The 14,040-nt window shown below is 57.8% G+C and carries 12 protein-coding genes and 1 pseudogene; 6 read left to right on the top strand and 7 right to left on the bottom strand.

Going from position 1 to position 14,040, the window contains the following annotated elements:
- The first annotated feature begins 12 nt into the window (after positions 1-12).
- On the top strand, positions 13-882 hold the full coding sequence (locus tag KDX39_RS03830) for a TauD/TfdA dioxygenase family protein (protein WP_231659451.1): 870 nt from the start codon (positions 13-15) through the stop codon (positions 880-882).
- A 50-nt stretch (positions 883-932) separates the two neighbouring features.
- On the opposite strand, the gene KDX39_RS03825 is transcribed toward KDX39_RS03830, so the two are convergent.
- Positions 933-1,475: a GNAT family N-acetyltransferase gene (locus KDX39_RS03825; RefSeq protein ID WP_231659450.1), complete on the bottom strand. Its 543-nt coding sequence runs from the start codon at positions 1,473-1,475 to the stop codon at positions 933-935.
- 216 nt (positions 1,476-1,691) lie between these two features.
- On the opposite strand from KDX39_RS03825, the gene KDX39_RS03820 reads away from it, so the two are divergent.
- Positions 1,692-2,663: an alpha/beta hydrolase gene (locus KDX39_RS03820; RefSeq protein WP_231659449.1), complete on the top strand. Its 972-nt coding sequence runs from the start codon at positions 1,692-1,694 to the stop codon at positions 2,661-2,663.
- A gap of 67 nt (positions 2,664-2,730) precedes the next feature.
- On the opposite strand, the gene KDX39_RS03815 is transcribed toward KDX39_RS03820, so the two are convergent.
- Entirely contained in the window at positions 2,731-5,730 is a 3,000-nt protein-coding gene (locus tag KDX39_RS03815) for a type III effector HrpK domain-containing protein (RefSeq protein WP_231659448.1), read from the bottom strand.
- A gap of 756 nt (positions 5,731-6,486) precedes the next feature.
- On the opposite strand from KDX39_RS03815, the gene KDX39_RS03810 reads away from it, so the two are divergent.
- On the top strand, positions 6,487-6,969 hold the full coding sequence (locus KDX39_RS03810; RefSeq protein WP_231659447.1) for a GNAT family N-acetyltransferase: 483 nt from the start codon (positions 6,487-6,489) through the stop codon (positions 6,967-6,969).
- A 241-nt stretch (positions 6,970-7,210) separates the two neighbouring features.
- On the opposite strand, the gene KDX39_RS03805 is transcribed toward KDX39_RS03810, so the two are convergent.
- From KDX39_RS03805 to KDX39_RS03795, 3 genes and pseudogenes are all read right to left on the bottom strand, one after another.
- Positions 7,211-8,584, bottom strand: a complete 1,374-nt coding sequence (locus KDX39_RS03805) for an IS1182 family transposase (RefSeq protein ID WP_231659446.1) — start codon at positions 8,582-8,584, stop codon at positions 7,211-7,213.
- The gene (locus tag KDX39_RS03800) at positions 8,529-8,765 is read right to left on the bottom strand and encodes a hypothetical protein (RefSeq protein ID WP_231659445.1); all 237 of its coding nucleotides are present in this window, start codon (positions 8,763-8,765) and stop codon (positions 8,529-8,531) included. Before KDX39_RS03800 ends, KDX39_RS03805 begins: the two co-directional genes overlap by 56 nt.
- A 299-nt stretch (positions 8,766-9,064) precedes the next feature.
- Positions 9,065-9,251, bottom strand: a pseudogene (locus KDX39_RS03795) (hypothetical protein); the annotation flags it as partial.
- On the opposite strand from KDX39_RS03795, the gene KDX39_RS03790 reads away from it, so the two are divergent.
- Positions 9,250-9,447, top strand: coding sequence for a hypothetical protein (locus tag KDX39_RS03790; RefSeq protein WP_231659444.1), 198 nt, complete (start codon positions 9,250-9,252; stop codon positions 9,445-9,447). The pseudogene KDX39_RS03795 and the gene KDX39_RS03790 sit on opposite strands and share 2 nt — an antisense overlap.
- An 82-nt stretch (positions 9,448-9,529) precedes the next feature.
- Positions 9,530-10,318 carry a hypothetical protein gene (locus tag KDX39_RS03785; protein WP_231659443.1) on the top strand — a complete coding sequence of 263 codons (789 nt, stop codon included), beginning with the start codon at positions 9,530-9,532 and terminating at the stop codon, positions 10,316-10,318.
- Between the two features lie 149 nt (positions 10,319-10,467).
- Here the strand turns inward: KDX39_RS03785 and chrA are convergent, their stop codons facing one another.
- Both chrA and KDX39_RS03775 read right to left on the bottom strand, forming a co-directional pair.
- Positions 10,468-11,826: a chromate efflux transporter gene (chrA, locus tag KDX39_RS03780; protein ID WP_231659442.1), complete on the bottom strand. Its 1,359-nt coding sequence runs from the start codon at positions 11,824-11,826 to the stop codon at positions 10,468-10,470.
- Between the two features lie 45 nt (positions 11,827-11,871).
- Positions 11,872-12,540 (bottom strand): GntR family transcriptional regulator, encoded by a 669-nt coding sequence (locus tag KDX39_RS03775; RefSeq protein WP_099228231.1) that lies wholly within the window; start codon positions 12,538-12,540, stop codon positions 11,872-11,874.
- A gap of 253 nt (positions 12,541-12,793) precedes the next feature.
- On the opposite strand from KDX39_RS03775, the gene KDX39_RS03770 reads away from it, so the two are divergent.
- Positions 12,794-14,026, top strand: a complete 1,233-nt coding sequence (locus KDX39_RS03770) for an NRAMP family divalent metal transporter (protein ID WP_231659441.1) — start codon at positions 12,794-12,796, stop codon at positions 14,024-14,026.
- Positions 14,027-14,040 lie beyond the last annotated feature (14 nt).

Here is a 14,040-nt window from a genome sequence, read left to right as displayed (position 1 = left end):
GGATGAAGGAACATGGATCAATTGGCACTCAAAGCCATCGAGCGTATTGCGGGCGCGTCGCGTGCGCCGTATCACAGCATCGGTATCGACAGGCTGACGCCTGTCATCGGTGCCGAGATCAGCGGCGTGGACCTGTCGCAGCCGCTGAATGACGAACAACTCAACGAAATCCGCCGTGCGCTTCTGGAGAATCATGTGCTGGTGTTTCGTGATCAGCACCTGAGCGTGGAACAGCACAAAGCCTTCGGCCGACTGTTCGGCGAGCTGCGTGCGCTGCCGGTGGACAGCATTGATGGCGATGACCCGGAACTGGTGGTGGTTCGCGCCAACGCCCGGTCACGTTTCGTCGCGGGTGAAACCTGGCACACAGACGGCACCGCCGACCTCGAGCCCTCTATGGGCTCGATGCTCTACGTCAAGGAAACCCCGGCCATCGGCACTGGCGGCGATACGCTGTTTGCCAACATGCACCTGGCGATCGAGATGCTGTCCCCGGCCATGCAGCAGTTCCTGTCCGGACTGACCGCCATCCATGACGGCGAAATCCCCTGGAAAGGCTTCACGCCGCCCGAAGGCCTGCCCAAAAGCGAACACCCGGTTGTGGTCCGCCACCCGGAAACCGGCAGGCCGACGCTGTTCGTCAACTCGGGTTTCACCTCGCACATCGTTCAACTGTCAGGCAGTGAAAGTCAGGCCTTGCTGAACATGCTCTTCGACCTGGTGGCCCGCGAGCCGATCCTCAGTTGCCGAGTCCGCTGGGCACCCAACACCCTTGTGTTCTGGGACAACCGCTCCACGCAGCACCACGCGGTCTGGGACTACTTTCCCCATTCACGCTATGGCGAGCGCGTCACGATTCTGGGGACACGGCCGAGGGCGTGAGCCGTTGGCCAACCCGGCGTCTGTCCGGAGGGCGTGGGAGCTCTCGCAGGTTACGACGGCAGCGACGGGCTGCGCAGCGGCCCCAGCTGTAACCCGTAAATCAGGTCATCAAACCACTGATCACCGATCTGATACGCCTGCGGTACACGACGCTCAAAGGTGAAGCCGCATTTCTCCTGCAGCCTGCAGGATGCGATGTTGCCATCGGTCACGGTCGCCTCCAGCGACTCCAGCCCGATGGCGGCGGCGTAGTCGATGACGGCGTGCCAGGACTCGGTGCCGTAACCCTGGCCCTGATGCTCCGGCAATAACAGACCACCGATCTCGGCATGCCCCGGCGACAGGATACGAAAGCCGCTCACGCCCAGCTCCTGACGGCTCTGCCTGTCGATCACCACCAGACACAGCCAGTGATCCGACTGCGGGGTCCATGCAGGCAGCCGATGATCGAAGCCTCTGCGAATCATCTCTTCGCCGATGTCTCCGAACACATACTGCATGGTCTGCGGTTCACGGTGCAGCCTGAGAAACAGCGGCCAGTCCGCCTCGACCATGGTCCTCAGGTACAGCCGTTCAGTGTTCAACTCCAGCATCCGGTGCTCCTTGCACGTTCAGAAAGGCACAAGGTTTTTTACCCGGCGCTGCCGCATTGAGCAATCAATGAATACGTACATCAGCCTTTAACACTACCCGGGGCAACATCGCATCGTCATTTCATGCAATGAACGCTGCCGCAAGGCGCGACTCTATTCATGACGGCACCCCATCAATCATCACGACGACCATCGGCCTGACAGGAGCGCAAGCATTTGGATAACAGACAATTCTTGTCTTTCAGCGAGCAGGAGCGGGCCGAGGCCCGCCAGTTAAACAGGAAGCTTGCCCGCTTTCCGCGTTTCAAAATACGCAACCGCGTCATGCCCGTGCTGATTCAGTCACTGTTGCGCGTCAGCCAGATCGGCGGCGGGGGCAAGCTCACTCGACACGGACTTCAAGCCGAAAAGAAAATCGTCAGTACCAATGGTGTACCTGTACGTGTGCGCATCATCAGGCCCAAGGGCCAGCCAAAAGGCGTTGTGCTCGACTTCCACGGTGGCGGCTGGGTGATCGGCAATGCGCAGATGAACGATGACCTCAACGTCGCGATGGTCAACGAATGCGACGTGGCCGTGGTGTCGGTGGATTACCGGCTCGCCGTGTCCACGCCCGTTGAAGGGGTGATGGACGACTGTTTCTCGGCCGCGTGCTGGCTGCTGGGAGACAATTGCCCTGAGTTCGCGGGCCTGCCTGTCATCGTCGTCGGTGAATCCGCCGGTGGCCACCTGGCGGCCACGACGCTGCTGAAACTGAAAGAAAAGCCCGAGCTGCTGCAACGCATCAAAGGCGCGCTGCTTTACTACGGCGTCTACGACCTCACCGGAACCCCCAGCGTGCGCGCCGCCGGCCCCGAAACGCTCGTTCTCGACGGCCCCGGCATGGTCGAGGCCTTGCGTCTGCTCACGCCTGGTCTGACCGACGAGCAGCGCCAGCAACCCACGCTGTCGCCCTTGTACGGCGATCTTTCCGGCATGCCGCCTGCGCTGATGTTCGTCGGCGACATCGATCCGTTGCTGGACGACACGCTGCAAATGGCCGAACGCTGGAAAACCGTGGCGGAGGTGGAAATGCACCGGCTGCCGGACTTGCCGCACGGGTTCGTTCACTTCCCTACGGCGATGTCGGGGAGGGTGCTGGCACGCAGCCGGGAGTGGCTGAGCGGGATGATCAAGGCTGAGGACTGATCCTCACATCCGGCGAGACCGGGTGTGAGGGTCAGCGCACGTCACGGGGCTTGCGCCCCGCGTTGCGTCAGGACGCGACGGTGGAGTCTTCACCGCCCGGCCAGTCCTTGATTGGAATGTCGTCGATGGTGCCATCCTTCACACCGTCGATGGCGTAGCGTCTGATGCTGTCCCCCAGCACCTGTGCGAAGTCATCGGCTTTGGCCTGTTGCTGGCCTTCCCTGACCAGACCGGGAATGATCGCCCCCAGAACCGCCACGCCGCCAGCCAGGAAGCCCAGCGTACCGGCGGCTGCAGCCAGCGCCGGGATGAAGCGCGGCAGGTTGGCGCTCAGCAGGCCCAGTGTGCCCTCAAGGGCCGAGGCCGAACCGGAAAGAACGCCCAGAGACCCGGCAGTCACGCCGAAGCCGCCAGTGAGGTTGTCGCCTCGACGGATCGCGTTCACGCCATCGAAAATCCCGTAGGCACCTGCCGCGATATTAGCCAGACCGCCCAGGCCCTTGGCCGCTTCCTCATACTGCTTGGCGACAGCGATCGCGTTCTTGCCGTCTTTGATGTTGTCCTTGAGTTTATCGAGCTGCTCGCGGGACAGGTTGTCAGGGTTGTCGGTCAGGGTCTTTTCCCGTTTGGCGAGCGACTCGTTCATCGAGACCTGATAAGCCTTGGTGCCGCCTTCGGTGAACAGCGTGGCGGCCTGCACCGAGCCGGTGGTGATGTCGACGATGTTGCGGTCGGTCAGCTTGCCCGAACCCTGCGCGCCCCGAGCGATGGTCATGCCCGCCATGAAAAGACCGCTGACCCCGTGAAGCACACCGCTGCCATAGGCCCCTTTGGCATCGCCACCCGTGTCGAACTTGCTTAGCATGTCCATCTTGTCCAACGCTTTGGTGCCCTGGCGGAACATGTCCCAGTTACCTCTGAAGCCCGAAAGCACCTGATCGGTAGTGGCGACAGTGCCATCCTTGTTCAGCAGCAATTCCGGGGATTCCTGGCGCATCTGATCGATCAGCTTGCGCACTTTGTCCTCGTCAAGGTCCTTGCCGCCGTCCTTGCCGAAGGCTTTTTGCATGTCTTCGAAGGTGGCGTCCTTGAAGAGGTTTTCCTGGGATATCGTCGAGAAATTGTCGTTGAGCTGCTTGTCGAAGCCTCCGGTAAAGGTCGGGTCCAGCGTGGCGTTATAGAGCGCGACTTCCATGCTGAAAGCACTGGCGGCTGCTTCAGGTGCGTTGGTCTTGAGCAACTCGCGCAAACGCTCGCCGGAGGCCAGAGAATCCTTGTAATAGGTCTTCAGGGCCTCGCTGTGGGAAGACTTGCCTACGCCAGCCTGGATCTCGGCAGCGTTATTGATCCCCAGGATGCCTTGAACGCTCTGAGCCGTGGCGTAGAACTGCGTCAGCGCGGCGGTCTGATCGGTCTTGCCATCCTTGGTGTTGGCCTCCCAGGCCTTGTCCAGCGCCTTGCCGGACTTGATCTCGTCTTCGTAGGTTTTGCTGACCGCATCCTTGAGGCCCGGACTGGCCGCGAACAGGTCCTTCATGCCCTTGGCGCTGCTGTCTTTGAGAAAGGCTGCGGTCTCGGGGTCGTTCTGCAGAATGGCCATGTGGTCGCCGATATCCTTGAGCAGCTTCTCCGGTTCCCAGATAGCGCCCGACCCATTGGCGATGGCGACCTTGCCGTAATCATCGCCCCACATTCCGGCGTTGGCGCCGTCTACCACCAGCTTCTGGGATTTTTGCAAATCCAGCAGCACCGCGACCTTTTCCTCGGCCGTGTAGTGCTCTGGGTGTTCGAACACGTCTTTGCCGAGTTTGCGGGTGTCCACGTTGCTGGTCAGGTTTGCGGAGACCACGCTGGACAACAGGCTGCTCAGGGTCATGGCGTCCACCGGAGCACCACTTTTCAGAAAGGCCTGCAGGTCGCCGCTGCTGACCTTGCCGTCGGCCGACTTCGCCAGATTACCGCTGGCCGTGTCGAGCAGCTTGAAGGCGCCCGGTTGCGACCAGAAGCTCAAGGCATCTTTCTCAAGTCCACCCAGTTGCGGGTTGCTGTCTTTGTAGTCCTTGATGTTCTGAGCGGTCAGGGTGCCGTCGGCGCCAGTCTTGCCACGAATGGAGTCGTACATCTGCTCCAGAATCGCCGTGTATTGCGCAATCTGCCTGGAACCCTCGTCGGCGTTCTTGTTGGTTTCAACGTAGGTTTTATACCCGGCGATGTCATGACTGGCCTGCGCCTTGGGCAGGGACGAGAAACCGTACTTGCCGAAGTCCTGCAGACGTCCGGCTTCGGTGCCGTGTTTGGCTTCGCCACCTTTGGTGAAGCCATTGATCCGGGTGTCAGCCACGTCCTTGCCCGTCAGCGGTTTGCCACCTCCGTCGTAACCGACGATACGGTCCATCACCTGGCCCGCACGGAAAGCCGCGTCGGGATCGTTTTCGAAGTCACCCACTTGCTCCTTGAGCATGTCCTTCACGCCACTCTGGTTGCCCAGATGCTTGAGCAGTGGATTATCGTCAATGATGTCCTGAGCCGAACGGGTATCGCCCTCCGGCCGAACCCACTGGATGCCCGCAGCCTCTGCCTGCTCGCGCGCAGCGCTGTTGTCACCGGCGCTGTCCACATGCTTGAGCTCGCCCTTGAGATTCTCCCAGCCGTACTTGCCGAAGTCCTGCAAACGACCGGCTTCGGTGCCGTGCCTGGCGTCACCTCCCTTGGTGAACCCATCGACCCGGCCATTGCCGTCATTGCCATTCACAATGCGCACGCCGTCCTCGTTCAGCAACTCCACATGGTCCAGCACCTGAACAGCGCGATACGCAGCGTCACGATCATGCTCGAAGTCACCGACACGCTCCTTGAGCTTGTCCTTCACGCCGCTCTGATTGCCCAGATTCTTCAGCAACGGGCTCGCGTCGATGATCTCCTGCGCCGATCGCTTGTCATCGCCGGGCAGCTCCCACTCGATACCCGCGTCCCTGGCCTTGGCGCGGTCAACCGAATGGCTCCACTGACTTTGCGAATTCGACTCCGCCGTGCGGTTCTTGGATATGTTTTCTACGGAAACGGACATGTGCAGGCTCCTTGGTAATAAACCCCGCCAGAACAACGTCGCGTAAAAGCGACGTCGAGCGCTGACCGGCTGACTGACAGGGTAGAGAGGGGTAAGGCTCGAACACACCCGAGGGTAGGGAGCGCACATGAGGTGGATGTGACACGGGCTGTGAAATGTTGTGAATTTACACAGGTGGGGGGAAGGGGAGTGTCGGTGACTCGGGGAGGTTGAAGCGTGCTTCTGTTGGCAGACGACGGGCCTGTGAAGATGACCAGCAGTCCGGAAAGTGAACGACGCTTTTTGAAAAGCGCCTGACTGGAAGAGAAAATCAGTGACAGAAGGCTCGCTGCTTATGGCATCGGGTTTTGCCGGAAGGGTACATATCTGGTACTGAAATGCTTGGCGGCAAAGGAAGTTTTCAAAGGGGGGTTAGAGGTTTACAGCTTCTCCAGCGCGTTGGGGCTTTGGTCGGATGTGGCGTGGTGCGAAAGGGGGCTTTCGGCCCAGGCTGTGTGAAAACACCGCCGAGCAGTTCAAGACCTGGGGTTTAAAACAGTATGAGTCGATAGTGGGTTTTTACGACCGGTAGCCTTCGTTCGGTCGTGGTCCTTCGAACAGCGATAGCTGGGATCATTCATAAAATTTACCAGCCAGCAAACGCTCCCCATACCTAGAGCTTCAATGAAGCCGATAGATGATTGTTTGAATATCACACTGATGTGAGATAAAGATGACGAGCTGCGGAGCTATTACATTCAAGGAGGATTGCGCGTTATGGATGAAGCAGTTACGTACCGGAGGGCCACCGTAAGGGATGCATTAGCGATTTGTGAGCTGGGACAACTGCTGAATGCGGTTCACCACGCTGCCCGTCCAGATATCTATACAGCCGCCACCCCAGATTTTTCGCGTGACCTCCCACACTGGACGAGTTTTTTCGAAAGGCCAGATCAGGTTGTTTTCATTGCGGATGTTGGCCACCAAGCCGCAGGTTTCATTACTGCCAGTCTGTCATCAAGCACCGGGCCCCTGATGCAACCTCTGGATTTCGTTCGTATCGGATCTGTGTGCGTAGACGAGCAGTTTTGGGGGAACGGTATTGGACGAAGCCTTGTACGACTCGTTCAAAACTGGGCACTTGAAAATGATGCCAACGATATAAGGCTGGCGGTATGGGCATTCAATGCACGCGCGGCTCGTTTGTATACAGAGTTGGGTTTCGAGACCCGAGCATTCGAGATGGGGATGCGTCTCTGATGAGGCACTCGCGTCGTGAAGATGAAGACTCAGTGATCGCTTTGAGTCGATAGCTGCCTTCCGCGATTGGCCGCTTTCGACCGATTCTGTTGAAAAAGTCAGAATTTCAGGCTGGAAGAAGGCGACATTGGCCCTCGTTTCAGAACCTGGTCACCACGTTGCGTGGCTTTCCAGTTCTGCGTTGACCGTCGCGGCTTGGTTAATAGGTTAATTTGAGGGTTTTTGCTGATTCCGGGCGCACCTATCCCGTAGTCGGTGGCCCTTGAGAGGTCAGTTTCGCCAGTCGTCTTAGGTTCTGTACCGCAGCCGCCAAGGTGAATTCGTCGTTCGCACCGGTCATTCCTCGTAGCCTTAGTCGATCCAGTTTCAGGATTCGTTTGAGATGAGCGAACAACATTTCGACCTTTTTACGCTCATGGCGAGAGCACACGTATTGAGGTGTTGCGGCAATTCGCCGAGCAACATTGCGTGCCGCCTCATGGACGCTACGGGCGATTTTTCTGAACGAGGTGTTTGGGCAGCAGCGCTCTTTCATTGAGCATCTAGAGCAGTCTGCTTGCCGAGATCGAAAGATGATGGTGTCGGCTTTCGTGACATGTGAGCGCTGGTTCTTGAAGGCCCGCCACTCGCTGCGCAGGGCGTGCCCCGTGGGGCAACGATATTCCTGCGCTTCTTCACTCCATTGAAAATCACTGATCGAGAGACTCTCGTTCTTACGCTCGGTTTTGTCCCAAACCGGCACATGCGGCTCGATGTCTTTTTCGTTCACCATCCAGGCCAGCATCGGTGCGGTTCCGTAAGCGGTATCGCCGATGAGCCGATCCGGCTTGATGTCGAACTGTTCTTCGACCCGCTCGATCATGGTCTTGGTGCTCTCGACCTCGGCGGTTCGATGCGCTGGGGTCGGCTCCACATCCATGATCACGCCATGCTCGACATCAATCAGATAGTTCGTCGAGTAGGCGAAAAACGCCGGGCCTCCTGGCGCTGCGGTCCAACGAGAAAGTGGATCAGTCAATGACAGGCGCTTAGGCAGTGCTTCGCGTAACGCTTCTTCATCCAGCGCTTCAAGGTACTCACGCACGGCGCGAGTACTCAGCGCCGGATCGCGCCAGTTGATTTCATCATCGCCAGGTACGCCACGTTGCCGACTGGCATCTGCCTTGATGACGCTGGCGTCGACCGCAAATCCTTCGCCCTTGACCAGACCTGCGTCCATGCAGCGACGCAGCACCTCGTTGAACAGCCAGCGAAACAGCGAGCTGTCACGAAAGCGACCATGCCGATTCTTGGAGAACGTAGAGTGATTGGGGACTTCGTCTTCGAGGCTTAAGCGGCAGAACCAGCGATACGCCAGGTTCAAATGAGCCTCTTCGCACAATCGACGTTCGGAGCGAATACCGTAGCAGTAGCCCACCACCAACAGGCGAATCATCAGTTCGGGATCAATCGATGGGCGCCCGATTGGGCTATAAAAATCGGCGAGATAATGGCGCAGATCGCTGAGATCAAGGCATCGATCAATGCTGCGCAGGAGGTGATTGGCTGGGATGTGATCTTCAATGTTGAACGAGTAAAACAGCCGCTCCTGCCCACTCGATAACTGTCCCATCATGCTGCGTATTCTCCCGCTGGCCGATGGAGTGATTTTGCCCCAGGCCAAACAGGAGAGCTACTTTTTCAACAGAATCGACCCACAGCTGCTCTTCGCACGGCGTGTGATCTGTGGGTAGAATCCCTTTTTCCAACCAGTACGAATGGATGCTAATGGTCCAGCCGATGACAGTAGCCAACATCGTTGGCCCTTGGAAAGGAGAGGCTCCGACAACTTTACTACAGCATTGTCGAGCTGCCTGGGACACGCCTCTTAAAGAACTGTCAGATCTCATGGTCGCTACTTTTCTGAACCAGCGAGTCGCATTTCCTCAAATGTTGGCCGAGGCCAAGCGGCGATTGGATTCAGAGCCCCGCGATGACACCGAATACTTCGATAACCAGCTGGCTGAGGCAGTTCTTGGCAGTAACCGGCCAACATTGGACATTACTGACTATTCATAGTCTGGGACCTTAAAAAATATGCTCTCGCTTTACCCGTGCCAGTCCCCCGTCCGACTTTATTGCCCATGCGGATGCGGCCGCACTTGGTAAGTGCCCCAAATGGCATCACCTTCGACATGGTAATGAAAGATGGTACCTTCGCCGGATAGCCCGTGGGTGTGGCTCGCTACCGTGAATCGGCGATTGTTCAAACGCTCTTTGATTGGGGAGTAGGGAATCTCCATGAAAATCGTCTCCTTCGGTTTAACCATATCGCCTGATATTAAGCTGTTTCATCGCGTGTGGATGAGGGAGCTGCTCGACTCATTATTGGCGCTGCATACCATTTCGCTTTACACGCCTTCGATTGCACTGGCTAGCCGGCAATCGGGTCAACGTCCTTGCATCTGTTGTGTAACGGATGTACAGCTCCTTGCCTGAGTATTAGATTTCAGAAGTTTCCAATATATAATGCGCGCTGCTCGATAAAGAGCTCAGGATAAATACGTCAAGCGAGGACGTCGTGCAGGTTCTTACAATTTCAGATTTCGAAAAAATGGCGGTCAAGTATTCGGAGTTGTTCTATTTTCGCTCTCTCAAGGGCGGTCCGAAGAATATGGCTTACTGGACATCGAACGTGTTCTTCATGCTCACGCTACTTTTTATGTTCAGCAGTGTAGGCGCCTGGATGTCAGGACGTGAGGCGAGTACAGCGCTGGCGGCGGTGGCCGTTCTGTTTGAGCTTCTCGGATTGATCGTCTGGATGGTTTTTTATGAACCTGTGTACAGATCTGACAAGCTTAAAAGGTCAGGCATCCCCGATTCGCTTTGCCAAAAACAGGACAGGGAGACTGTCAAAAGTATCTGGCTTAAACAGAATCTACCGGTCTCGCCTGAGAAGTATCTTGAGGTAACGAAAACCTTCTATGAGGTCCAGGGAATGCTGGTTGAGTCCAGAAAGAACAGACAGCTGGGCGATCGATTCCTGATGGGGTTCTTCAGCCTCAAGCCGCTTCAAAGCGTGCTATCCATTCCAGTCATTTTGGCGTTGCTGAATTTTGCGTTGAGAGTTCCAGGCGTTCATTTCACGGCGGCTGATATTGATATCTCAGTGCTTGCAGGCAATGCTGCAAAATATTCCCTTACCCTTTTCCTTGTCGCGATCACGCTGGTTTTGACTACCGGGATGTTATTGACGATGGTTGTCGGTATCTCGGAATTGATCAGCGAGAGGTATCGAGGCAAATGTGCTGACCTGACCAGAAAAAGATTTGTCAGGGCTTTGCTCGAACGAGCGGATCTGGCAGGTTAGGTTCTACGTCGAAGGGCGATTTCAATCCATATAAAACCGCGTGTGGCCGGGGCGCAGTTGATTGCCCGAACCCGCCTGGACATCAGCCAGTTCGACGACCTGATTCTCGATTATCAGGAAGCCGGACTGATCTCAATACCCCCCGTCAGCTAGCGCAACAGGTGCACCGCTAACCCGGCAAGCGCGCACGCGATCAGCACATGTATGACGCCTCGTTTGAAGCGAAACAGGGCGATGGCGGCGGCAATGGCGATCAGCGCTGAGGGCCAGTCGATCCTGTCTCCGAAGCTTTGGGGCCACAACACGTGGTAGCCGAAGAAACAGGCAAGGTTGAGGATGACCCCGACCACTGCGGCGGTGATGGCGGTGAGCGGGGCGGTCAGTCTGAGCTCATTGTGGGTCGATTCCACCAGCGGACCGCCCGCCAGAATAAACAGGAACGACGGCAGGAAGGTGAACCAGGTCACCAGCGCGGCGGCGACCGCACCTGCCAGAAACACTTGATCCGGCCCGAAGACCTGCATCACGTAGGCACCGACAAATCCGACGAAGGCCACCACCATGATCAACGGTCCTGGCGTGGTTTCACCCAGTGCCAGACCGTCGATCATCTGGGTCGGAGTCAGCCATCCGTAATGTCCGACTGCGCCCTGATACACGTAGGGAAGCACCGCGTAGGCACCGCCGAAGGTCAGCAACGCCGCCTTGGTGAAGAACCAGCTCATTTGCGTCAGGGTGCCGGTCCAGCCGAAAAGGGCGGTCAGTATCGTCATGGGCAGCGTCCACAGCACCAGACCGATCACGATCAGTTTCATCAGCGTCGAGGCGCTGAATCGGGCGTGTTCGGGCGTCGGTGTGTCGTCGTCGATCAATGCCGCGCCAAAGGTCTTGTCCGCTGTCGTGTGCCCGCCAACGCGGAAGTACTCCGGGGCGAGGCGACCTCCGGCGTAGCCGATGATGGCAGCGGCGAACACGATCAAGGGGAACGGCACATTGAAGGCGAAGATGGCGGTGAACGACGCGGCTGCAATTGCCCACAGCGCGTTGTTCTTCAAAGCCCTTGAGCCGATCCGGTGAGCCGCCTGCACCACGATGGCAGTCACGGCGGGTTTGATGCCGTAAAAAAGTCCGGCCACGACAGGCACATCACCCAGCTCGATATACATCCACGACAACGCAATCAGGATGAACAGTGAGGGCAGCACAAACAGGGCACCGGCGATGACACCGCCCCATGTCCGGTGCATCAGCCAGCCAATGTAGGTCGCCAGCTGCTGCGCCTCCGGGCCGGGGAGCAACATGCAGTAGTTGAGGGCATGCAGGAACCGGCGCTCCGAGATCCAGCGTCTGCGCTCCACCAGTTCCTGATGCATGATTGAAATCTGTCCGGCCGGACCGCCAAAGCTGATGAAACCCAGTTTGAGCCAGAACCGGAAGGCTTCGCGAAGGCTGACGGGTTCCGGCCTGGAAAGGTCTTGTTCAACAAGTGACGGGCCAACTGTGTTCACCGGCAGATTCCTCAGAACGTTCCAGGGCGCGCCAATGCTTACGGGTTACCGTTTCAGGCTGCGCTCGTAAGCAGCCAGTACCGTCCGCTCCGATTGCACCAGATACGACTCAAGCATCGCAGTAGCCTTTTCAGACTGGCCCGCTTCAACGCATTCAAGAATCCCGGCGTTCATGTCGATGTACGGAACGTGCAGGAACTCCGGCGCGTTGAGCAACCCGAAGGCCAGCCGCAGCTCTGCCGAGATTTGTCCGTAGAACACCACCAGACGCGGGCTGTCGGCCAGTTCGACAATGCCCTGGTGGAACATCATGTTGGCGGTACCCACGGCCACCCAGTCCTTGGCTTCACGCGCACGCACACTGGCGTCGACCGCTTCACGCATGCGCAGCGCTCCGGGGTGCTGTGGATAGCCCTGGGCGATGGCATTGCATTCGATGAAGCGGCGCACGCGGTAGATGTCGATGATCGAGGCCATGTCCGGCTCGGCCACCGTCACGCCGCGATTGGGTTCGTGCTTGAGCAGGCCTTCGCGCGTCAGCACCCTGAACGCTTCTCTCAGCGTATTGCGCGAGATGTCCAGATTCTCGGCCAGCGCTGCTTCGGACAGGCGCTGACCTGGCACCAGTTCGCCTTCGACCAGCATCCTGCGAATTTCTTGAGTGATGGATTCTCCCAGCGTGCGGGCGGGAGAAGGGGGTACTGCGTCGTTCATAAGGGGTCCAGGGTGGGAAAAGCCGCGACGATATTCCCTGAGAGCTTAGTGCGTGGCAAGAAAGAAGCGCGTTGCGTGCTTCATTAAGTAGCGCCGCTGGGTGTTGGAGTAACAAGTTGGTGCAATTGAGTGATCAATAGTAATAGGATTGTTCAACAATAAATCCGCTTGGCACCTACATCTTGGGCTGGCTGGTTGAGTCTTGGCATGCACATTGCTCTGCTCAGGTATCACTCACCGTAGGAATGTTGCCGTGACACAGACCACTCAAGAGTTTACAAAAGCCCGGCGCGCTTCGTTGATCGCCGCGATATTCATGATGGCAACGTCCGCCATCGGTCCAGGCTTCCTCACTCAGACGGCGACCTTTACCGCCACGCTGGGTGCAGCGTTTGCGTTTGGTATTCTGGCGTCGATCCTGATCGACTTCGTGGTCCAGCTGAACGTCTGGCGTATCGTGTCGCTGACCAAAATGCGCGCGGCCGATCTGGCCAATGCTGCTATTCCGGGCAGTGGCTACTTGCTGACGGTGTTAGTGCTGTGCGGTGGTCTGGTGTTCATGCTGGGTAACATTGCCGGTGCAGGTCTGGGTTTGAATGCGCTGACCGGCCTCGATCCCAAATGGGGGGGCGCCTTGAGTGCGCTGCTCGCCATTGCGATCTTCTCGTCTCATCGCGCAGGGATGGCGATGGACCGGATCATGATGGGGCTGGGCATTCTGAAAATATGCCTGATCGTGTTCGCTTGCTTCGCGACCCATCCTCCGCTGGGCGAGGCCCTGCGTCAGTCGGTGTGGCCTGACTTCATCGACTTTGCCTCGATTACGACTATTGTGGGCGGCACGGTAGGCGGTTACATCACCTATGCAGGCGCTCACCGTCTGCTTGATCGTGGCACCGTTGGCGTAGAAAACATTCAGGCCGTATCCCGCGCTGCACTGACCGGTATCCTGGTCACTGGCATCGCTCGCTACATATTGTTTCTCGCTATTCTGGGTGTGGTGGCGAGCGGCGTGGTCATCGACGTGTCTGGCAAGGGCGCAAACCCTGCCGGTCAAGCTTTCCAGGCGGCAGCAGGCGATATCGGCATGATGATGTTCGGTCTGGTGCTATGGGCAGCGGGTATCAGCAGTGTGATCGGCGCGTCTTATACATCGATGTCCTTCATAACGGTGTTCTCCAGGAAGATTACCGAGCGCGCTCGTCACCTCGCCACCGTGGTTTTCATCGTCATCTGCATGGCGGTGTATCTGATGATCGGCAAGCCGCCAGCGGCACTGCTGGTGTTCGCAGGTGGTTTCAACGGCCTTATCCTGCCGCTGGGCCTGAGTATTTTCATGTACGTGGGCTGGCGCCGTTCGGACCTCATGGACGGCTACCACTATCCTCGCTGGCTGCTGGTGCTGGGCGTGCTGACCTGTCTGCTGTCGTGGTTCATGGCTTACAAATCGGCAGGCGCCATTTTTGCCTTCATCGGCGCGGCCTGATCCAAAGGAGATTT

The organism is Pseudomonas sp. CDFA 610 (genome assembly GCF_021147865.1).
Lineage (GTDB): Bacteria > Pseudomonadota > Gammaproteobacteria > Pseudomonadales > Pseudomonadaceae > Aquipseudomonas > Aquipseudomonas alliivorans.
Note: the sequence above shows the minus strand (reverse complement) of the source record. Positions and strands in the feature narration are given on the sequence as shown.

Coding starts and splice junctions, on each gene's coding strand:
- KDX39_RS03830 (WP_231659451.1), top strand. CDS start 13: ATGGATCAATTGGCACTCAAAGCCATCGAGCGTATTGCGGGCGCGTCG.
- KDX39_RS03825 (WP_231659450.1), bottom strand. CDS start 1,475: ATGCTGGAGTTGAACACTGAACGGCTGTACCTGAGGACCATGGTCGAG.
- KDX39_RS03815 (WP_231659448.1), bottom strand. CDS start 5,730: ATGTCCGTTTCCGTAGAAAACATATCCAAGAACCGCACGGCGGAGTCG.
- KDX39_RS03810 (WP_231659447.1), top strand. CDS start 6,487: ATGGATGAAGCAGTTACGTACCGGAGGGCCACCGTAAGGGATGCATTA.
- KDX39_RS03805 (WP_231659446.1), bottom strand. CDS start 8,584: ATGATGGGACAGTTATCGAGTGGGCAGGAGCGGCTGTTTTACTCGTTC.
- KDX39_RS03800 (WP_231659445.1), bottom strand. CDS start 8,765: ATGTTGGCTACTGTCATCGGCTGGACCATTAGCATCCATTCGTACTGG.
- KDX39_RS03790 (WP_231659444.1), top strand. CDS start 9,250: ATGAAAATCGTCTCCTTCGGTTTAACCATATCGCCTGATATTAAGCTG.
- KDX39_RS03775 (WP_099228231.1), bottom strand. CDS start 12,540: ATGAACGACGCAGTACCCCCTTCTCCCGCCCGCACGCTGGGAGAATCC.